This is a genomic window from Pseudomonas sp. URIL14HWK12:I6, from assembly GCF_000514195.1.
In the GTDB taxonomy this organism is placed as follows: domain Bacteria; phylum Pseudomonadota; class Gammaproteobacteria; order Pseudomonadales; family Pseudomonadaceae; genus Aquipseudomonas; species Aquipseudomonas putida_A.
In genome coordinates this window covers 35154-56774 of the sequence record NZ_AZVL01000026.1, presented here as the reverse complement: position 1 = coordinate 56774, position 21621 = coordinate 35154, and the positions used below count along the sequence as shown (strand labels likewise).

15 protein-coding genes are annotated in these 21621 nt (G+C 61.8%); 11 read left to right on the top strand and 4 right to left on the bottom strand.

The window, feature by feature from the left end; all coding sequences use genetic code 11:
- The first annotated feature begins 119 nt into the window (after positions 1-119).
- A complete protein-coding gene (locus H043_RS0124225; protein WP_027614031.1) occupies positions 120-1739 on the top strand; it encodes a hypothetical protein in 1620 nt (539 codons plus the stop codon).
- 164 nt (positions 1740-1903) lie between these two features.
- On the opposite strand, the gene H043_RS0124220 is transcribed toward H043_RS0124225, so the two are convergent.
- The 3 genes from H043_RS0124220 to H043_RS0124210 are packed head-to-tail and all read right to left on the bottom strand — an operon-like array spanning position 1904 to position 6449.
- Entirely contained in the window at positions 1904-3295 is a 1392-nt protein-coding gene (locus H043_RS0124220) for an efflux transporter outer membrane subunit (RefSeq protein WP_027614030.1), read from the bottom strand.
- Positions 3296-3302: 7 nt separating this feature from the next.
- The gene (locus tag H043_RS0124215) at positions 3303-5276 is read right to left on the bottom strand and encodes a MacB family efflux pump subunit (RefSeq protein ID WP_027614029.1); all 1974 of its coding nucleotides are present in this window, start codon (positions 5274-5276) and stop codon (positions 3303-3305) included.
- Positions 5277-6449, bottom strand: coding sequence for an efflux RND transporter periplasmic adaptor subunit (locus H043_RS0124210; protein ID WP_027614028.1), 1173 nt, complete (start codon positions 6447-6449; stop codon positions 5277-5279).
- Between the two features lie 320 nt (positions 6450-6769).
- Here H043_RS0124210 and H043_RS0124205 point away from each other — a divergent pair, with 320 nt between their 5' ends.
- The 7 genes from H043_RS0124205 to H043_RS0124175 all read left to right on the top strand — a co-directional run bounded on the left by H043_RS0124205 (position 6770) and on the right by H043_RS0124175 (position 17415).
- Complete coding sequence (locus H043_RS0124205) at positions 6770-7252, top strand: sigma-70 family RNA polymerase sigma factor (protein WP_027614027.1); 483 nt, start codon at positions 6770-6772, stop codon at positions 7250-7252.
- A 134-nt stretch (positions 7253-7386) separates the two neighbouring features.
- Entirely contained in the window at positions 7387-8721 is a 1335-nt protein-coding gene (locus tag H043_RS0124200; RefSeq protein WP_027614026.1) for a lysine N(6)-hydroxylase/L-ornithine N(5)-oxygenase family protein, read from the top strand.
- 568 nt (positions 8722-9289) lie between these two features.
- Positions 9290-11989: a magnesium-translocating P-type ATPase gene (mgtA, locus tag H043_RS0124195; RefSeq protein WP_027614025.1), complete on the top strand. Its 2700-nt coding sequence runs from the start codon at positions 9290-9292 to the stop codon at positions 11987-11989.
- 142 nt (positions 11990-12131) lie between these two features.
- Positions 12132-12848: an MgtC/SapB family protein gene (locus H043_RS0124190; protein ID WP_027614024.1), complete on the top strand. Its 717-nt coding sequence runs from the start codon at positions 12132-12134 to the stop codon at positions 12846-12848.
- A gap of 136 nt (positions 12849-12984) precedes the next feature.
- Positions 12985-13419: a hypothetical protein gene (locus H043_RS0124185; protein ID WP_027614023.1), complete on the top strand. Its 435-nt coding sequence runs from the start codon at positions 12985-12987 to the stop codon at positions 13417-13419.
- Positions 13420-13561: 142 nt separating this feature from the next.
- Positions 13562-14188: a response regulator transcription factor gene (locus tag H043_RS0124180; protein WP_027614022.1), complete on the top strand. Its 627-nt coding sequence runs from the start codon at positions 13562-13564 to the stop codon at positions 14186-14188.
- 8 nt (positions 14189-14196) lie between these two features.
- The gene (locus H043_RS0124175; protein WP_027614021.1) at positions 14197-17415 is read left to right on the top strand and encodes a transporter substrate-binding domain-containing protein; all 3219 of its coding nucleotides are present in this window, start codon (positions 14197-14199) and stop codon (positions 17413-17415) included.
- Between the two features lie 4 nt (positions 17416-17419).
- Here H043_RS0124175 and dkgB read toward each other — a convergent pair whose 3' ends face one another.
- Positions 17420-18223, bottom strand: coding sequence for a 2,5-didehydrogluconate reductase DkgB (dkgB, locus tag H043_RS0124170; protein ID WP_027614020.1), 804 nt, complete (start codon positions 18221-18223; stop codon positions 17420-17422).
- Positions 18224-18514: 291 nt separating this feature from the next.
- Here dkgB and H043_RS0124165 point away from each other — a divergent pair, with 291 nt between their 5' ends.
- The 3 genes from H043_RS0124165 to H043_RS0124155 all read left to right on the top strand — a co-directional run bounded on the left by H043_RS0124165 (position 18515) and on the right by H043_RS0124155 (position 21570).
- A complete protein-coding gene (locus tag H043_RS0124165) occupies positions 18515-19381 on the top strand; it encodes a pirin family protein (protein ID WP_027614019.1) in 867 nt (288 codons plus the stop codon).
- Positions 19382-19589: 208 nt separating this feature from the next.
- Complete coding sequence (locus H043_RS0124160) at positions 19590-21032, top strand: mechanosensitive ion channel domain-containing protein (protein WP_027614018.1); 1443 nt, start codon at positions 19590-19592, stop codon at positions 21030-21032.
- Between the two features lie 97 nt (positions 21033-21129).
- Positions 21130-21570: a carboxymuconolactone decarboxylase family protein gene (locus H043_RS0124155; protein ID WP_027614017.1), complete on the top strand. Its 441-nt coding sequence runs from the start codon at positions 21130-21132 to the stop codon at positions 21568-21570.
- The last annotated feature ends 51 nt before the right edge of the window (positions 21571-21621 follow it).

Sequence of the window (21621 nt, the reverse complement as noted above, 5' to 3'; positions counted from 1 at the left end):
ACTCATCGGGGATGAATCCCCTCGCCACAAGTCATCATCGCCGGGCGCGTTAAATTTGTCGGGGCAACAAACGTTCTAGCTTGGATAAAGCCTGCTTCATGGCTGACACAGGTAGGGCAATGAAGATTTCTCGACGATGGTTCATGGCGGGCCTGGCGCTGACCGGCGCTGCCGTGCCTGCGGCGTATTTCGGGCATCGTGAATGGACGAAGCCGGACCCGACGATCACCCCGGGCGAAGCGTCTTTCGACGTCGCCGACATGGCCGGACAGCGCCTGGCGAATGCGTTGCGCGGGGTGTGGGATATCCGTTTCGAAGGTGCCGATGCCGGCCTCGAGGGCTTGCCGCTCAAGGGTCTGCAAGTGTTTCTCGACATCGGCCAGAAGGGGCGCGGCGTGTGCGGTTTTCTCGACACGCCCGAGCGCCTGCGTTCCGCTGAAACACCGCGTTACCGAATTCTGGGCGACCTCGCGAAAGCTGATGCGGCGAAGCTGAGCTGGCGCCTGATCGGTGCCGACGGCCAGATCAGCTATGAGCTGGAGATGATCCTCGATGAGGTCTGGGCCGACTTCGGCAATGCCGGCAGTGGCACCCTCAGCGGCAAGGCCTTGCGCCTGGACCGGTCGCTGGCCTTGCCGGCGCAGGACAATCGCTTCGTCGCCGTCAAGCGGCTGTTTCCCGAAGCGCGCGAGCGCACGCCGCTCAACCCGACGTTGCTGGCGTGGTTGATCTCTCCCGAGCATCGCCTGTTTCACCAGTTGTGGCATGCGACCCGGGACAAGTGGCACAAACTGCCCGAGGACAAACGCGAGGCCTTGCGCGGCATCGGCTGGCAGCCCGGCCCGCGCGACAAGGAGCGCGATGCCCGTGGTCCGCGCAAGGATCGCAATGGCTCGGGCGTGGACTTTTTCTTCATGCACCGGCACATGCTCGGGACGGCGCGCTCGATGCAGGAATTGCCATCCTGGGAGTTTTTCCCGCTGCCGCAGCCGGAGCTGGTCCGCGACCGCGTCGGCTTCGCCCGCTATTTCGACAACCACGACGGCACGGCTTTACCGCCGACCTGGACGGCGGCGGGTGATGACGAATTCAGTCAGTGGGTCAGCGACATCAAGACTGCCGAGACTTACGAAAGCAACTTTCAGGTCTGGGAGTCGCAGTATCGCGATCCGGCGTATCTGGCCCGGCTCACCCTCGGCCAGTTCGGCTCCGAAGTCGAGTTGGGCCTGCATGACTGGCTGCACATGCGCTGGGCCTCCGTGCCACGCGATCCGTCCAACGGTCAGCCGGTGCCGTTTGCCCGCGATCCGGCGGACTTCGCGGCGCGTTGGTACAACGCCGAAAATGATTTCCTCGGCGATCCGTTTTCTTCCCACGTCAACCCGACGTTCTGGCATTTCCATGGCTGGATCGACGATCGCATCGAGGACTGGTTCCGCGCCCACGAGCGGTTCCATCCGGGCGAAGTCACGCGGCTGCAGGTCAATGGCGTGCCATGGTTTGCCCCGGGGCGCTGGGTGGAAGTCGACGACCCGTGGCTCGGGCCGATCACCCATGGCTGCAGCACCACGCCGGGATTGCAGATGGGCAAGTCGGTGGAGATGGATCCGGAAACCATGAAGCTGGCGCTGCGCATCACCTTCATCACCGACGAGGAAAAACTCGCCGGCCTGTTCCGCCGCGTGCCGCAAAGGCCATGGTATGCGCGCAATCTGAAGCCTAAAACCAGCCCGGCTTGAGGGCTGCGTCATCGATCATTCGCGAGCAGGCTCGCTCCCACGGGTTCAGGTGTCAGCCCACAATGTCCGGGCTGACTTCTACATGAGAACGCATTCTTACTGATGGAACGCGTTCAAATGTGGGAGCGAGCCTGCTCGCGAAGGCGATCTGTCAGTCGCCGCAATTACAAGGTCTGCCACCCGCCACCAAGCGCCTTGTACAGCGCAATGCTCGCCTGCATCCGCGCCAGGCGCAGTTGCACGTTCTGATCCTGCGCTGCGTACAAGGTGCGCTGGGTTTCGAGGACAGTCAGCAAGTCTTCAGCGCCGGCCTGGTAGCGGCTCTGCGCGATGTCGAATGCGGTCTGCGCCTGATTCAGTTCTTCGTTCTGCCACAACCGCTGCTCATCCAGGCGGCGAATGCTATTGAGCGCTTTTTCCACATCGGCGAAACCGTTGATGATCGCCCCACGGTAAGTTTCCAGCAGCTCTTGCTGGCGCGCAGAGGCCTTGTCGCGTTCAGCGCCGAGGCGACCGTTATTGAAAATCGGTGCGACCAGTCCGGCGGTCAGGTTGTAGAAAGGGCTGCGGATCAAATCGTCGAACTGATTGGCGCCCGAGCCGAGTTGGGCGGTCAGGGTCAGTGCCGGCAACATGGCCGCGCGAGCGACTTTGACGTCAGCTTCGGCGGCGGCCAGTTGGGCTTCGGCGCGTGCGATGTCCGGACGATGCGTGAGCAACTCGCTGGGCACGCCAGCGGCGATGTCTGGCCATTGCAGGTGATCGAAGGACTCTGTCGTCGACAGTTGCTGCACCGGTCGGCCAAGCAGGGCGGCGAGGCTGATCAGCGCGTCCTGGGCTTGCTGTTGCACGCGCGGCAATTGCCATTGCTGGGCGGCGACCAGGCTCTTCTGTTGCGCCAGTTCCAGCGCGGTGGCTGAGCCTGAATCAAACCGCGTCTGCACCAGTTTCAGCACGCTTTGCGCGTTGGCCAGATTGAGTTCGGCGATGCGGCTCTGCTCGCGTAGCGACAAGGTTTGCGCATACGTGCTGGCAACGCCGCTGAGCAATGTCAGTTCGACCGTCGCCCGGTCGAATTCGCTGGCCTGCAGAGCGAACTGCGCACTGTCGCGCGAGGCGCGTTTGCCGCCCCAGAAATCGATTTCGTAGGTGGCGCTCAGGTTGGTATCGAAATAGTCCACCGCCTTGTTGCTGCTGTTGGCATCGAGTTGGCTGTAGCCATTGCCGCGCAGCAGTTTCTGCCGATTGGCATTCAGACCGGCCTTGACCTCCGGCAACTGTGAGCCGCCAGCGATGACGGTGGCCGCCTGCGCCTGATGCACTCGAGCAACGGCGGCCGCGAGGTCGAAACTGCCGACGCGAGCCTGTTCGATCAGACGATCCAGTTCCGGGCTGCCAAATTGCGTCCACCACTGCGGGTTGTTGCGGGCAACGCTGGCGCCATGGGGCGACTGCCAGGCAGTTGGCGTTTGCACGCCACTGTCCGGGCGCTGAACGGGACTGCCGCAGGCACTGAGGATCAGGCACACGGTCAACAGGCTGAGGCGCGGTTTCATAGATCGATCATTCACTGGTAAGGGCCGTGACCGGGTCGAGCCGGGCAGCTTTGCGGGCAGGCATGAAGCCGAAGACAACACCGGTGACCAGGGCGCAGCCGAACGCGCCGAGTACCGCCATCAAGGAAAAAGCCACGGCCACTTCGCTGAGGATCAGCACGCCGCCGACGATCAGCGCCAGGGCGATGCCGGCAATGCCGCCGACCACCGAGAGCATCACCGCTTCGGTGAGGAACTGCCGGAGGATGTCGCGCTGACGTGCGCCGGTGGCCATGCGAATGCCGATCTCGCGAGTCCGCTCGCGCACGGTCATGAGCATGATGTTCATCACGCCGATGCCGCCGACCAGCAGCGAAATCGCCGCAATCGAGCCGAGCATCAGCGACAGGGTGTTCTGGGTGCGGGCCTCGGCCTGGATCATCGCGGCGTTGTTGGTCAGTTCGAAATCCTTCTTGCCGTTGTGCAGGCGCAGCATCAGTTGCTCGATGGCCTGCTCGGTGTCCTTGACCTTGCGCGCGTCGGCGGCGGCGATGGCCACGTATTCCGGATTGCGTGTGCCGAACAGCCGGACGCTGGCCGCCGAATAAGGGATGGCGATGCGATTGTCGCTGTCGGAGTCGCCGGAACTGGCGCCTTTTTCGGCGAGCACGCCGACCACCTGGAACGGCACATTCTCGATCAGGATGAACTGGCCGATCGGGTTCGGCACATCCTTGAGCAGTTTGCTGCGGACTTTGTGGCCGATCACCGCGACGGCTGCAGCATTCTGCTCATCGGCCTCGGTGAAGTAACTGCCTTGCACCACCGGCCAGTTGAAGATCGCCGGGAAGTTGGTGTCGTTGCCGCCGACGTAACTCAGGTGGTCGGCATTGCCGTAACGTACGCCGGCCTCGGCGCCGTTGACCGGCATGATCCGCTGCACTTGCGGCAGGCTGGCCAGCGCGTGCACATCGTCGAGGGTGATGATCCCCGGCGGCGTGCGCGGGTTGGGCGCCGAGCCGCTGAGGTAAATAATGTTCGAACCGAACGCGCCCATCTGCGCCATCACCTGGCGTTTGCTGCCTTCACCGACCGCCAGCATCACCACCACCGACGCCACGCCGATGATGATCCCGAGCAGGGTCAGTGCGGTGCGAAAGCGGTTGATCCACATCACCCGCCACGCCGCGTGCAGGGCATCGACCAGTTCGCCTTTCCAGGCGCCGGTGGCTTCGGCGCCGTCGGCCAGACGCTGGCGCAGATCCACCGCTTGCAGGGCGCCGGGGTTGGCGCTGGTCTGGGCGTGGGGATTGTCGCGGGCGCTGTCGCTGATGATCAGGCCGTCGCGTATTTCGATGATGCGTTTGGCCCGGGCCGCGACTTCGCGGTCGTGGGTGATGAGGATCACCACGTGGCCCTGACTCGCCAGTTCGTCGAGCAGCGCCATCACCTCTTTGCCGCTGTGGCTGTCGAGGGCGCCGGTGGGTTCGTCGGCGAGGATGATGTGGCCGCCGTTCATCAACGCCCGGGCAATCGACACCCGTTGCTGCTGGCCACCGGACAACTGATGCGGGCGGTTGCCGGTGCGCGAGGCCAGACCGAGGCGGTCGAGCAGGGCAGCGGCGCGGGCGTGACGTTCGGCGGCCGGGGTGCCGGCATAGATCGCCGGCATCTCGACGTTTTCCTGGGCCGAGCCGGACGGAATCAGGTGATAGCCCTGGAACACAAATCCAAAGGCTTCGCGACGCAGCCAGGCCAGCTCGTCGCTGTCGAGGCCGGCAACGTTTTCCCCGGCGAAGCGGTACTCGCCGGAGGTCGGGCGGTCGAGGCAGCCGAGGATATTCATCAGGGTCGATTTGCCGGAGCCGGAAGCGCCGACAATCGCCACGAATTCACCAGCGTGAATCGACAGGTCGATGCCGCGCAACACGTGAACTTCAGGCGCGTCACCGCCGCCGTAGGATTTGCGAATGTCCTGCAGATCGATCAGAGGCGTTTGCATTCAGCCTCCGCTGCCGTCGACCGGGCCGATCAACAGGTGATCGCCTTCGTTGAGGCCGTCGACAATCTGCACCTTGAGCCGGTCGCTGATGCCGGTGCGTACCTCGCGTTGCTGGATGTCGCCGTTGGCCGCCACCACCTGCGCGGTTTGCAGGTTGGCCGTGGTGCTGCCCTGCAACGCGGCGACCGGCGCGGTGAGCACGCCTTTGGCCTGATTGGCGACGAAAAACACCTGAGTGGTCATCTCGGCCATCAAGGCGTTGTCGGCGTTATCGACGTCGAGCAAAACCGTGTACAGCACAACGCGGGCGCTGCCGCTTTTACTGCTGCTGGCTGGGCTGCCGCCGCCCTGGCTGGTCTGGTCCAGCGGCTTGGGCGGCACCGGCAGAATCTGCCGCACGGTGCTGCTCCAGCGCCGCTGGCCGCCGCTGAGGGTGGTGAAGTAGGCGGTCATGCCCGGTTTGACGTGACCGATGTCAGCCTCGGAAACCTCGGCCCACACGGTCATCGGTGACAGCTTGGCGATGCGCAGGATCAGCGGCGTCTGCTGTTGCGCGTTGAGGGTCTGGCCTTCGCGGGCGTCGAGGGCAACCACGGTGCCGGCCATCGGCGCGTAGATCCGCGTGTAGCCGAGTTCGGCCTGATCGCTGCGCAGGCTCGCTTCGGCCTGGCGGATCTGTGCCTGGAACATGTCGACGCGGGCCTGAGTGGCTTTCAGTTCGGCGCGGGCGGTCTGCACGTCTTCTGCACGGGTGGCGCCGCCGGCGGCGAGATTCTGCTGGCGCTGATATTTCTGCCGCGCCAGTTCATGCTGGGCGCGTTGCTCCTGCAATTGCGCCTTGAGGTTTTCGATGGAGAAGCGTCCGGCGTCGAGTTTGGCCTTCTGCGTGGACGGATCGATTTCCACCAGCAGTTGACCTTCCTTGACCACGTCACCGACTTCGACGTGGATTTTCTGGATCTGCCCGGAGGCCTGCGCGCCGACATCGACATACCGGCGCGGTTGCAGGGTGCCCAGCGCGGTGACGCTGCTCTCGATGTCGCCACGGCTGACTTGCACGGTGGCGAAGCGCTCGCGGCCCGGCGGCATGATTTGCCACGCGGCGTAGGCAACAACAGGAATCAGACAAAGGACTGCGAGCAGGGCGCGTCGAGCGGGGCGAGGACGTTTCATGCAGGGTTCCGGCCAGTGGAATTCGGCCCGTCGTCCGGCTGCACGCCACAGCGCGCAGCCGCAGAACGCTGTCGCAGGGCGCGACAGACACGGGGAGCTGTCCTGTAAACGATGAATACGCGGGGGAATTTAAGCGAAGACACAGGATGTTACAGGTATAGAACGGCACTATTTAGCGGGCAACGACAAACGCCACTTTAAATCTATATGAGAATTACTATAAATTACGCACCTCAGTTGCCACTATCTTGCTACCCGTGTTCGCGGGCCGTCGATCAGTGTGCTCAAGGATCGAATCCGCATCGATGCGGCCGGGAGTCATGTTGGAAAACTACTATCGCGAGCTGGTGTGTTTCCTGAACGCCAAGCTCGGCAACCGTCAGGTCGCCGAAGATGTGGTGCATGACGCTTATGTGCGGGTTCTGGAACGCTCCAGCGACACGCCCATCGAGCAGCCCCGAGCCTTTCTTTATCGCACTGCGTTGAATCTGGTGATCGACGATCATCGGCGCAACGCCTTGCGCCAGGTCGAGCCACTGGAAGTGCTCGACAGCGAAGAGCGCTATTTCACCCCGTCGCCCCATGGCACTCTCGATCACGGCCAGCGTCTGGAGATGCTCCAGCGCGCCCTGGCGGAATTGTCGCCGCTGTGCCGCGACAGTTTTCTGCTGCGCAAGATCGAAGGCCTGTCGCACCCGCAGATTGCCGAACAGCTGGGAATTTCCAAGGCACTGGTGGAAAAACACATCGTCAATGCGATGAAGCATTGCCGTCTGCGCATCAAGCAATGGGATGCCCATTGAGCCGCCATCGCTAAATTTTATTTCACTGTCCTCGTTCCTACTCAACAGACGACCTGCTGTCCTGCTCAAGGCCAGTCGGGTCACTTAGGCTCTCCTTTCCCCTTGTTGAGGGGTTCATCCAGAGGACACTGGAAATGACTCAGGCAATTGCATCGCCCATCGTTCACGACCTGATCGGCGTCGGTTTCGGCCCTTCGAACCTGGCGCTGGCCATCGCTCTGCAAGAGCGCGGCCCGACCCACGGCGAGCTGGATGTGCTGTTCCTCGACAAGCAGGCCAACTACAGCTGGCACGGCAACACCCTGTCGACCCAAAGCGAATTGCAGATTTCCTTCCTCAAGGATCTGGTGACCCTGCGCAACCCGACCAGCCCGTACTCGTTCGTCAATTACCTGAAGGCCCACGGCCGTCTGGTCGACTTCATCAACCTCGGCACCTTCTACCCGTGCCGCATGGAGTACAACGACTACCTGCGCTGGGTCGCCGGGCAGTTCACCGAGCAGAGCCGCTATGGCGAAGAAGTGCTGACCATCGAACCGGTGCTGCACAACCATCAGGTTGAAGCGCTGCGCGTGATCTCCCGCGACAGCGAAGGCCAGCAGTTCGTGCGCACTGCGCGTTCGGTGGTGGTCAGTGCCGGTGGCACGCCGCGAATTCCTGAAGCGTTCAAGGCACTGAAGGGCGACAGCCGCGTGTTCCACCACTCGCAGTATCTGTCGCAGATGGCCAAACAGCCGTGTGTGAACAACCAACCGATGAGCATCGCGATCATCGGCGGCGGGCAGAGCGCGGCGGAAGCCTTTATCGATCTGAACGATTCGTTCCCGTCGGTGCAGGTCGACATGATCCTGCGCGGTTCGGCCCTCAAGCCTGCGGACGACAGCCCGTTCGTCAACGAAGTGTTCTCGCCGGAGTTCACCGATCTGGTGTTCCAGCAAAACAGCGCCGAGCGTGAGCGGCTGGTCAACGAGTACCACAACACCAACTACTCGGTGGTCGACATCGACCTGATCGAGCGCATCTACGGCATCTTCTATCGGCAGAAAGTCTCGGGCATTGCCCGTCATGCGTTCCGTACCCTGACCACCGTCGAGAGCGCCACCGCCACCGAACGCGGCATCGAACTGGCGGTGCGCAACAACGCCACCGGCGAAGTCACCGTGCGTATCTATGACGCCGTGGTCCTGGCCACCGGTTACGAGCGGCAGATGCACCGCAAACTGTTGGCACCGCTGGAAGAATACCTCGGTGATTTCGAGGTCGATCGCAACTACAAACTGATCACCGACGAACGCTGCAAGGCCGGTCTGTACATGCAGGGCTTCTGCCAGGCCAGCCATGGTCTGAGTGATACGTTGCTGTCGGTGTTGCCGGTGCGTGCTGACGAGATTGCCGGCTCGCTGTATGAGCATGGCAAGAACCGTGGGCATCGTTCGGTGGCGGATCTGTTGTTGGCGACCGCCAGCTGAATCTGCTTTGCCTGATACACCGCCTTCGCGAGCAGGCTCGCTCCCACAATGGTTCTGTGTACGCAGAACAAAATGTGGGAGCGAGCCTGCTCGCGAAGGGCCGTCAAAAACACCCTGAAATCTGAATCCTGAACCCTTCCTGAACACCCGCCACATTCCCCGACACACCTCCTTCCACGGGTTTACTCTCAAATCATCGAGGCGTAAGCTTCGCGCGTTTTCATCAATAGCGGAGACCCAAAGTGGGTACTTGTTCGAGTGACAGTTGTCGGCCGGTCTCGGTAACCGGCAGATTCTCGGCAAGATAACGCGCAGCCTTTCTCTGCCGTTGTCTCGCCGTAAAGCGAGCAGCGGCATCCCGATCATGGTCAGTTGAGACCATGTCCCGACGTCCTTCTCATCGACACTGAAAGTATGTGATTTCGACCGTGTGGTCGCGATCGCAAACCTATCGACACGCCTGTCCTTGTGATCGGCGCGCCAAGCCTTGCCGTGCCGGATTTTCCGGCGTACGAGGCGCGGTCGTACCTGCTCGACGGTTTCCCGGCTGACCATAGGGGCAACAGCCATGAAACTTACGCTCAAGGAATTTTTCGCAGGCTTCCTGCGCACACGCCACATCGCCCGGCACTTCCGCCGTCTGGCGCTGCTGGAATCGATCAACGACACCACGGTCAGCCGTGAAGTCCCGCCCACTCTGGCCAACACCCTGGTCGATGCAGCCCATCGCGACAGCGGTGAACTGCTGTCGTCGCTGGGCACTCACACCGACGGTTTGACTGACTTTGAAGTCGACGCCCTGCGTGCGCAGTACGGCCTCAACGAAGTCGAACACGAGCAGCCGCTGCCATGGTGGACCCACCTGTGGCACTGCTACAAAAACCCGTTCAACCTGCTGCTGACCCTGTTGGCGGTGATTTCGTGGCTGACCGAAGACCTGAAAGCCGCCACGGTGATTTTCTCCATGGTGGTGCTGTCGACGCTGCTGCGCTTCTGGCAGGAAAGCAAATCCAACCAGGCCGCCGACGCGCTCAAGGCGATGGTCAGCAACACCGCCACGGTGATGCGCCGCGACGAGCCGCGGATCGAACTGCCGATCAAGCAACTGGTGCCGGGCGACCTGATCGTGCTGTCCGCCGGCGACATGATTCCTGCCGACTGCCGGGTGCTCAGCGCCAAGGATCTGTTCGTCAGCCAGGCGGCGATGACCGGTGAATCGATGCCGGTGGAAAAATTCGCCCGTCAGGCCGACCGCGACACGCGTAATCCGCTGGAGCTGGAGAACATTCTGTTCATGGGCACCAACGTGGTGTCCGGTACGGCGGTGGCGGTGATTCTCACCACCGGCAACAGCACCTATTTCGGCGCGCTGGCGCAGCGGGTCGGCGCGACTGACCGCGCGGTGACCTCGTTCCAGCTGGGCGTGAACAAAGTCAGCTGGCTGCTGATCCGCTTCATGTTCGTCATGGCGCCGCTGGTGCTGTTCATCAACGGTTTCACCAAGGGTGACTGGACCGAAGCGCTGCTGTTCGCGCTGTCGATTGCCGTGGGCCTGACCCCGGAAATGCTGCCGATGATCGTCACCTCGACCCTGGCCAAAGGTGCGGTGTTCCTGTCGCGCAAAAAGGTCATCGTCAAACGTCTGGACGCGATCCAGAACTTCGGCGCCATGGACGTGCTGTGCACCGACAAGACCGGCACCCTGACCCAGGACAAGATCTTCCTCGCGCGCAATGTCGACGTCTGGGGTGAAGACTCCGATGACGTGCTGGAAAAGGCCTACCTCAACAGCTACTACCAGACCGGGCTGAAAAACCTGCTCGACGTGGCGGTGCTGGAACATGTGGAAATTCACCGTGAACTGAAAGTCGGCACGGCATTTCGCAAGGTCGATGAGGTTCCGTTCGACTTCAATCGCCGGCGCATGTCGGTGGTGGTCGAGGGGCGTGGCGAGCCGCATCTGCTGATCTGCAAAGGCGCAGTGGAAGAAGTGCTGGCGGTGTGCACCCGCGTGCAGCACGGCGAAGTCGAAGAAGCCTTGAGCGATGAATTGCTGACCCGGATTCGTCAGGTCACCGCAGCATTCAACGCTGAAGGCTTGCGCGTGGTGGCGGTGGCTGCCCGCTCGATGCCGGCAGGTCGCGACACTTACAGCCTGGCGGATGAACAGGAGCTGACGCTGATCGGTTATGTGGCGTTCCTCGATCCACCGAAGGAAAGCACTGCTCCGGCGCTCAAGGCTCTGGCCGAGCACGGCGTGGCGGTCAAGGTGCTGACCGGTGACAACGAACTGGTGACCGCGAAGATTTGCCGCGAAGTCGGTCTGGCGCAACAGGGCTTGCTGATGGGCAACGACATCGAGCGCATGAGCGACGCCGAGCTGGCGGTGGCGGTGGAGAACACCAACGTCTTCGCCAAACTGACGCCATCGCACAAGGAGCGCATCGTGCGCATCCTCAAGGGCAACGGGCATGTGGTCGGCTTCATGGGCGACGGCATCAACGACGCCCCGGCGCTGCGCACCGCCGACATCGGAATCTCGGTGGACAGCGCGGTGGACATCGCCAAGGAAGCCGCTGACATCATCCTCCTGGAAAAGAGCCTGATGGTGCTGGAGGAGGGCGTACTCGAAGGGCGTCGCACCTTCGCCAACATGCTCAAGTACATCAAGATGACCGCCAGCTCCAACTTCGGCAACGTGTTCTCGGTGCTGGTCGCCAGTGCGTTCATTCCGTTCCTGCCGATGCTGCCGATGCACCTGCTGGTACAGAACCTGCTGTACGACATTTCGCAGATCGCCATTCCGTTCGACAACGTCGATGACGAGATGCTGAAAAAGCCGCAACGCTGGCAGCCGGCTGATGTCGGGCGCTTCATGCTGTTCTTCGGACCGATCAGTTCGATCTTTGACATCCTGACGTTCGCCTTGATGTGGTATGTGTTCGATGCCAACACCCCGGATCACCAGACCCTGTTCCAGTCCGGCTGGTTCGTGGTGGGGTTGCTGACCCAGACGCTGATCGTGCACATGATCCGCACGCCGAAGATTCCGTTCCTGCAAAGCCGTGCAGCCATGCCGCTGCTGGGGATGACCGGGATCATCATGGCGGTCGGGATCTTCCTGCCGATGGGGCCGCTGGCCAACTACTTCAAACTGCAGGCACTGCCGTCGATGTACTTCGTGTTCCTGCCGGTGATCCTGCTGGCGTACATGGCGCTGACCCAGGCGGTGAAAGGCTTCTACATCCGCCGGTTCGGCTGGCAATAACAGCAGGACAACGCTGTTCCCTCTGTAGGAGTGAGCCTGCTCGCGATGGCAATCCGTCAGTCAAAATTTCAACGACTGACACACCGCTATCGCGAGCAGGCTCACTCCTACAGGGGATTCGGATGTTTTCAAGGACTAGACTATGCAAGCCATCAACAACCTCAACCTCGACTCACTGCTCGACACGCTGGTCAGCCTCAGCGCCGCGTTCATCCTCGGTGGCCTGATCGGTTTCGAGCGCCAGTACCGGCAACGCACGGCGGGCCTGCGCACCAACGTGCTGGTGGCGGTCGGCGCGGCGATTTTCGTCGACATGGCCAACCGTCTCGGCGGCGCTGAAGGCGCGGTGCGGGTGGTCGCCTACGTGGTCTCCGGCATCGGCTTTCTCGGTGCCGGGGTGATCATGCGCGAAGAAGGCAACGTGCGCGGCCTCAACACCGCCGCAACTCTGTGGACATCAGCCGCTGTCGGTGCCTGCGCCGGTGCCGACCTGCTGGCCGAAGCGGTGCTCGGCACGCTGTTCATTCTGGCCGCCAACACCTTGCTGCGGCCGATCGTCAACAACATCAACCGCCAGCCACTGGACGTGGTCTCGGCCGAAGTCACCAACATCGTTTACGTGATCGCCCGGCGCTCGCAGCAGAAAGCCGTGTTCGCCCTGCTCGAAGCCGAGCTGGAACGCAGCAACTACCCGGCCAGCGACGTCGATGTGCACGCCTTCGGTGCCGACGAAATCGAGATAGAAGCCACGCTGGCGACCACTTCGGTCGACGGCGATGAACTCGATGCGCTGGTGGCGCGGATCTCGACTTCAGCGCTGGTGGTGCAGGCGTTCTGGAGTCCGAGTACCACCGAATAAGGCCACAACGTCGGGCAGCCATTCGGCATGGCTCATGAGTGCGGATGAATGACCGGTTTTTTAGGAAAAGTCCTACAGAACTGCTCCTGAGGCTTGCGTAGTCTTGGCGCACCCGTCCACCTCCACGAGATCGAGCATGATCAATAAAGCCCTGCGTATCCTGATTGCCGATTCGCAGCATTTTCACCGGATGAAAATCGAGCGCCTGTTCAATGGTCTCGAATACTTCCGGGTTGCTCCGGTACAGAGTCTGCTTGAGCTGCTGACCCTGGTGGACTACGGCTGTGAACCGTTCGACGTCGTGGTCATCAACGCCGAGCTGGCGGCCGGATCGCTGGACCTACCGGGGTTTTTCCTCAACAACCCGCAGGTGCGCCACGCCCTGATCTATAACGAGCCCTCGGCACCTGCGCTGACGCCCGCAGGCTTCGCTCAGGAAAACCTGCAGATCAGCCATGTCGGCCTGCCCAATGCGGCCGCGATCAAGCACCTGATGGCGCGGGTCGACGTTGCCCCGGTGTGTGCAGCTAATGCCTGGAACCCGGCGCCAGCCTTGCAACGCCGGGCTTGAGCACGAATTACGTTTTTGCGCAACTGTCAGATCTGACAGGTAGATACGACTGGCTTCCCGTGTAACAGTTCTTGCGCAGCCACCCCAGCGTAACAGCCGCTACCGGTGGCGCCATCGTTTTGTTTTTGCCCTGGGAGCGGTCATGAAGTCAGCGCTGATCGTCGACGATCATCCGGTGGTGCGGGCTGCCGTGAAACTTGTGCTCGAAGCCGAAAGGTTCAGGGTGATTCATGAAGCGTCGAGCGCCAGCGAAGCCCTGGAGCTTAGCCGTGAGCACAAACCTGAACTGGTGATACTCGATCTCAAGTTGCCGGGGGTGGGTGGACTGGAAGCGCTGGAGCGGCTCAAGGCCAACGACCCCGAATGCAGGGTGCTGATATTTACTTCTCAGGATCCGCTCTACTATCAGGACCGCTGTATGCGCGGCGGTGCGATGGGCTACGTAGCCAAAACCAACCAGTTGCTGCAACTACACAAGGCAATCCAGGCACTGATGTCTGGCTATTCCTATTTTGCTGCGCTGCCTGAAAAAGCGCATTCGTCGAGCCCGTTGCACCGCAGCGAAACCCAACTGATCGACCAGCTCTCCAATCGTGAACTGAGCATTCTCGAGCAACTGGCGATGGGCAAACTCAACAAGGCGATCGCCGAAACCATGCACCTGAGTCATAAAACCGTCAGCACTTACAAAACCCGCTTGATGAAAAAGCTCGGTATCAATTCAACTGTGCACTTGCGCGATTTCGCCAAGCGCAACCATCTGATCTGAGTGCTCGGTTGAATCCGCGACGCTGGTGCTGGTTGCTGTGGTTGAGCATCACGGCCACCTGCTGGGCCAGTGAGTCGCCGCAGCCTCTGGAGTTGTTGAGCCAGGCAGCACTGGAGAACATTCAAGTCCCGCTCGACCCCCAGGATCAACAGTGGCTACGCAGCCATTCGACGTTGCACATGGGTATTTCCGGGCCCGATTATCCACCGTTCGAGATCACGCGAAATCGGCAGGAGCTGGAAGGTCTCACCGCCGACTATGCCGAGTTGCTGGCGCAACTGCTCGGGGTGCGGATCGAGGTGCAACGCTACGCCAACCGCGACGCGGTGATGAGTGCACTCAAGCGCGGCGAACTCGACCTGCTGGGCACCTCGAACAATTTCGAGCTGGCCGATGCGGATTTCATCTTGTCGCGCCCCTACGCCGAAGACCAACCGATGCTGGTGACCCGGCTCGACGAAACGTTGCCGGCCGACCTGGCAGGCAAACGCATCGCCATGGTCGAGGACTATCTGCCGCTGACCAGCGTGCAGGCGTTCTACCCCGACGCGAAGGTGCAGCGTTACGCCTCGGCAATGGATGCGCTGGGTGCGGTGGCGTTCGGTGTCGATGACGGCTATCTCGGCGATCTGATCAGTGCCAATTACCTGATCAACACCAATTACCGCAATGACCTGCAACTGGCCGGGCCGTCGGGTCTGGATGCCAATCCCTTCGGTTTCGCCCTGCTGCGCAGTGAGGTGCGCCTAAAACGCATCATCGACAAGGCGCTGGCGGCGATTCCCATGGAGCGTCGTCAGTTGATCGAGCAGCGCTGGAGCGCAGGGCGCGCGCAAATGGCCGCGCAGTCGCAGGTGCGCCTCAGTGCCAGCGAGCAGCAGTGGCTGGAGCAACATCCGCGGGTGCGGGTCGGCGTGATCGAAGACTTCGCACCGCTGACGTTTTTTGATGCCGACGGACGATTCAACGGGCTGTCGGCGCAGTTGCTCAACCTGATCAGTCAGCGTACCGGGCTGCAATTCGAGTTGGTTCGGGGGCGTTCGCTGGATCGTCAGATTGAGCAGCTCAAGGCCGGTGAACTCGACGTGTTGCCGGTGGTGACCCCGAGCAGCGAACGGGAAACCGAGCTGCAATTTACCCGTGCCTACCTGAACAATCCGTTTGTGCTGGTCAGCGCGACGACGGCCGGCAGCCCGCGCAGCCTCGCCGATCTGCCGGGCAAGCGGCTGGCGATTTATCGCGGTCATCCATTGCACGACTTTATTCTGCAGCAGGTGCCCGGGATTCGCCTGGTGGAGGTGCGCAGCCCGGCCGAGGGCATGGAGCAGATCGCCAAAGGCCAGGCCGACGCGACCGTCAGCTCGCTGCTGGTGGCGCGTTTTCTGATCGCCCGCCATTATCGCGAACGCTTGCGCATCACCAACACGATCGGCGATCAGCCGGCACGCATTGCGCTGGCGACCGCAGCGCAGGATACGTCGCTGCACACGATTCTGAACAAGGCGTTGCTGAGCATCGCGCCGCAGCAGATGGACGAACTGGTCGAGCGCTGGAGCCATGACGTGGTCGTGGAAGAGAGCTACTGGCAGCGTCATCGCCGCGAAATCCTGCTGGCGTTTGCCGGTGCGGCAGGGCTGCTGTTGCTGGCCTTGGCCTGGATCGGTTTTCAGCGCTCGCAGCTGCGTCAGCGTCAGCAGTGGCTGCAGCAGTTGCAGCAGGCCAAGGATGCCGCCGACGACGCCAATCGGGCCAAGACTACGTTTCTGGCGACCATGAGCCATGAAATCCGCACGCCGATGAATGCCCTGATCGGCATGCTCGAAATGGCCCTCAAGCGTGCCGAGGAGGGCGTCACCGACAAGCTGGCAATCGAGGTCGCGTCCGCTGCCGGCCAGCAATTACTGGCGTTGATCGGTGACATTCTCGATATCGCACGTATCGAGTCCGGGCATTTGTCCCTCGCGCCGCAGCGGGCCAATCTGCGCGAACAAGTGATCGCGGTGTGCCGCGTATTCGAAGGGCTGGCGCGGGAGAAACGCCTGCTGTGGCAGGTCGAACTGGATGCGCACAGTGACGTCGACGTCATGCTCGACCCGACACGCTTCAAGCAAGTGCTGTCAAACCTGTTGAGCAACGCGATCAAGTTCACCGAGCACGGGCAGGTCAGTCTGCAACTGTCGGTAACCAGGACAGCGCTTGGCCAGTTGGCCGTGAAACTAGCGATTGCAGACAGCGGAATCGGCATCAGTGCCGATGACCGCAAACGCCTGTTCAGTCCGTTCGTCCAGGCCGCTAACCAGGGCCAGTCAGCGCGTAGCGGCTCGGGACTGGGCCTGGTGATCAGCCGTAACCTCTGCGAAATGATGGGCGGCACACTGCACCTGGACAGCGAGCCGGGGCATGGAACGCGGGTCGAGGTAAACCTGCAGTTGCCGCTGTTGACCGCGCTCGAACCCGAGACGGCAGGCCCGCAAGTGGCGGACACGCCAGCGCGTTCGCTGAGCGTGCTGGTGGTGGACGATCATCCGGTCAACCGCTTGCTCCTGTGCCGGCAATTGAGTGAACTGGGCCACGCTACGGTCGATGTCGAGGATGGTGAGCTGGGCTTGCAGCGCTGGCGAACACAGGCTTTCGATGTGCTGATCACCGATTGCAACATGCCCCGGCGCAACGGTTACGAACTCGCTCGGACACTTCGTGAAGAAGAGGCGGCGAGCGGTCGGGCACGCTGCCTGATCCTCGGCTTCACTGCCAACGCGCAGGTCGAGGAGAAAGTCCGTTGTCTTGAGGCCGGCATGGACGATTGTCTGTTCAAGCCGATTCGCTTGCACGATCTGCAACAGGCATTGAAGGCGGCCAGTCGCGGTGACGGTGACCAGCTGTCGTACCCGGCACCGCCGTTGCCCGAGATCGACCTGAGCGCGCTTGAACAGATGGCCGGGGACAATCCTGCAGTGATGCAGCGCCTGCGCGAACAAGTGTTGCGCAGTCTGCACGAGGATCTGCAACGGCTGGACGCTGCGCGCCAGCCACAGGACCTGAGCGAATTAACTACCCTGGCGCACCACATCAAGGGCGGTGCGCAAATGGTCGGTGCCGCGCGGGTGGCGGCGGCGTGCACCGATCTCGAAGAGGCGTGCCGCGACGCCGAAACCCTGGCGGTCCACCGCTCGGCGGATGCGCTGCGCAGGGCCATGCTCGGCCTCGCGCAGCGACTTCAGGACTGAGCGATCAATCCCACTGCGGGGCAATGCCTTTCGGGCTGGTCAGGCGCTGGCCGCGCTCCAGACCGGCGATCAGCGCCATGTCGGACTCGCTCAGGGTCAGCGCGGTGGCGCCGAGGTTGCTTTGCAGGTTGGCGCGTTTGGTCGACGATGGGATCACCGCGTAACCCGACTGCATCGCCCAGGCCAGAGTGACCTGCGCCGGGGTCGCTTGCAGGCGTTCCGCGATCTGCTGGATCACCGGATCCTTCAGCACTTCGCCATAGGCGAGGGTCATGTAGGAGGTGATCTGGATGCCTTGGCTGCGGGCGAACTCGACCACTTTGCGATTTTGCATGTACGGGTGCAGCTCGATCTGGTTGGTGGCGATGTTTTCCGCGCCGACCGCTGCGATGGCCTGTTGCATCAAGTCGATGGTGAAGTTGGACACCCCGATCTGCCGGGTCAGGCCCAGACGCTTGGCTTCGAGCAGCGCGCCCATGAATTCGCCGACCGGCACCTGATCTTCCGGCGACGGCCAGTGGATCAGCGTCAGGTCGAGGTAGTCGGTCTGCAATTTCTGCAGGCTTTCCTTGAGGCTGTCGATGAGACGATCCTTGGCGAAGTTGGCGATCCAGATCTTGCTGGTGATGAACAGCTCTTCGCGAGCAATGCCGCTGGCGGCGATGGCCTGGCCGACCTCGGCTTCGTTCTCGTAGATCTGCGCGGTGTCGATGGCGCGGTAACCGAGTTCAAGGCCGGTGCGCACCGAATCGATGACCACCTGACCTTGCAGGCGAAACGTACCCAGACCAAAAGCGGGAACAGACATTGATGACTCCAGGGTTGCAGTGGGAATGGGCAGGAGTATCCGCGTCTGCGTGCTTGGGAAAAACCGCTGCTGGGGCAAAGCACTGTTGAGCAGAAGTCATGAATCTTTCCCGATAGTGGTGTTGTCTGGACCGGCCCCTTCGCGAGCAAGCCCGCTCCCGCAAGGATCGAGATTCAACGGTGGGACTGTTCTATAAATGGAACACTAAAGCCGGTTTTTGCCGTCTAGTTCTAAAAACGCTATGGATTTAAGCTTAATCCATTGCGTCACCCACCTTTTCTGGAGGCAACCATGAAAAACATCATCGGTATCTACACCAGCCCTCGCGGCCATTGGGTCGGCGATGGTTTCCCGGTGCGCACTCTGTTTTCCTATGACAACCTGGGCAAACACATCAGCCCGTTCCTGCTGCTCGATCACGCAGGCCCGGCCGAATTCACCCCGACCACCGAGCGCCGTGGCGTCGGCCAGCACCCGCACCGTGGTTTTGAAACGGTGACCATCGTCTACGACGGCGAAGTGCAGCACCGCGACTCCACCGGCAGCGGCGGCACCATCGGCCCCGGCGATGTGCAGTGGATGACCGCCGCGTCCGGGATCCTCCACGAGGAGTTCCACTCGGATGATTTCGCCAGAACCGGCGGCAAGCTGGAAATGGTGCAGCTGTGGGTCAACCTGCCGGCCAAGGACAAAATGGCTGCGCCCGGCTACCAGACCATTCTCGACGGCGATATTCCGAATATCGCGCTGAAGGACGATGCCGGCCGGCTGCGGCTGATCGCTGGTGAGTTCGATGGGCATAAAGGCCCGTCGCACACTTTCACGCCGATCGACGTCTGGGACCTGCGGCTCAATGCCGGCAAGTTGCTGACGCTCGATCTGCACGAGGGACGCAACACCGCGCTGGTGCTGTTGAAAGGTTCGGTGCAGATCAACGGCGTGGAAACCGCGGGTGTCGGGCAGTTGGTGCTGTTCGAGCGCGACGGTCGTCAGTTGACCCTTGAGGCCAGTGAAGACGCAGTGGTGCTGCTGCTCAGCGGCGAGCCGATCGACGAACCGATTGTCGGACATGGCCCGTTCGTGATGAACACCGAGCAGGAAATTCATCAGGCATTCGCCGACTTCCAGTCCGGTCGGTTTGGCCAAATGCACGGGTAAGTTTCACCCCTGTGGGAGCGGGCTTGCTCGCGAAAGCGCAGTGCCAGTCAATGCATGTCTGACTGATCCACCGCCTTCGCGAGCAGGCTCGCTCCCACAGGGGTTTTCCGGTGTTTTTGCGCTGGTGTTCTGCCTCTGAAATCAATTACTCCTACACTTGCCCAATCTGTGCGATCTTCTCGCGATTGGCCCCTGTCGGAGTGCTTTGATGTTGTCTTTTTTGACCGAACATCCGTTGTTTTGCGCGTTGATCCTGATCCTCCTCGATTTGGGGCTGTGGCGTCTGATCAGCTCCCGTGGCAGCGAGTGGAAGCTGCTGGTGCGGGTGCTGATTTTCAGCCTGTTCAGCGTGCTGTTGTTCAACGAAGGCCTGAATCCGATGGAGCCGGCGCCATGGGCCGACAACGTGCCGCTGCACCTGGCGGCGACCGGCTTGCAGATCGGTTGGTGGCTGTTCGGCGCGCGCACCCTGACCGTGCTGATCGGTGCGGTGATGATGCAGCGCGTCGGGCACACCGGGCGGCTGTTGCAGGATCTGCTCGGTGCGGTGATTTTCCTGATCGCGATTATCGCGGCCCTGGCCTACGTGCTGGATCTGCCGGTCAAAGGTGTGCTGGCGACGTCCGGCGCCTTGGCGATCATCGTCGGTCTGGCGTTGCAGAGCACGCTCAGCGATGTGTTTTCCGGGATCGTGCTCAACACCACCAAGCCCTATCAGATCGATGACTGGATCTCCATCGACGGCACCGAAGGCCGGGTCGTCGATATCGACTGGCGCGCCACGCGCCTGCAAACCAGTCAGGGCAGCATGGCAGTGATTCCCAACTCGCTGGCGGCCAAGGCCAAGATCATCAACTTCAGCCGACCGAGCAACATGTTCGGGGTAGCCGTCAGCGTCCAGGTCAGCCCGCACGCTCGCCCCAACACGGTGATCGACGCGCTGGAACGGGCGATGCAGGGCTGCCGCCCGCTGCTGGACAATCCCTCGCCAAGCGTCGCGCTGAAAAGCTCCACCAGCGCCGGTGCGGAATATGAAATCAGCGGTTTTGTCTCGTCGATGGATCAGAAGCGCTCGGTGCGCAATCAGCTGTTCGATCTGGCTTACCGGCATCTGCAGGCGTCCGGGGTCAATCTGTTGTCGAGTGTCGAACCGATCGTCGCCGGCAACCTCTCGCGGCCACGGGCGCTGCTCGACAGTTCGCCGATTTTTTCCACGCTGCGCCAGGAAGAAAAAGACACCTTCAGCCAGAATATGACCCTGCAAACCTTCCGTGCCGGCGAGACGATCCTCGAAGCCGGGGAGGTCAGCGATCATTTGTTCATCATCGAATCGGGCGTGGTCACCGTGACCTTGACTCGCCATGGCAGCCCGTTTGAATCCGGGCGCATGGGGCCGGGGGAGGTGATCGGCGAGGCCGGCATCCTCTCCGATTCGTCTGTGCCGGCGACCTTTGCGGCGAAAACCTTCTGTGCGCTGTACCGCATCGAGAAGACCTACCTGAAGCCGTGCCTGGATGCCCGCCACGACATCAACGAGGCGATGAAAGCCTTGCTCGATTATCGCCTGCACAAGGCCCAGACCCTGACGCAGGACGTGCCGACCGTGGTGGCGAAAACCGGGTTCCTGCACTGGTTGCGCAATCGCGTGTGACAGGGTGGTCTACTCGTCTTCCGGGAGATTGGCTATTTGTCCGGGGCAAGTGCGGGACTACCTTAGTCACACATTCACTGGCCCCGGAAACTCAATCATGAAAGCTCGTACCGATTTCTACACCGCCTCCCCAGACGCCCTGAAAGCGATGATCGCCCTGGAAACCGCGGTCTCGAAACTGCCGCTGGAAAAGACCCTGATCGAACTGGTCAAGCTGCGCGCTTCGCAGATCAACGGCTGTGCGTTCTGCATCGACATGCACACCGCTGACGCGATCAAGGGCGGCGAAACCCCGCGTCGACTGTTCGCCGTGACCGCGTGGCGTGAAGCGCCGTTCTTCACCGAGCGCGAACGTGCTGCGCTGCTGTGGACCGAATCGCTGACCCAACTGAGCCTGACCCACGCCCCGGACGAAGACTACGACATCGTCGCGGCGCAATTCACGCCCAAGGAAATGGTCGACCTGAGCGTGGCGATCAGCACCATCAACAGCTGGAACCGTCTGGCCGTAGGCTTCCGCAAAACCCCGCAGCTCTAAGCCCCAGACACAATCTTTTGTAGGAGTGAGCCTGCTCGCGATAGCGATTAT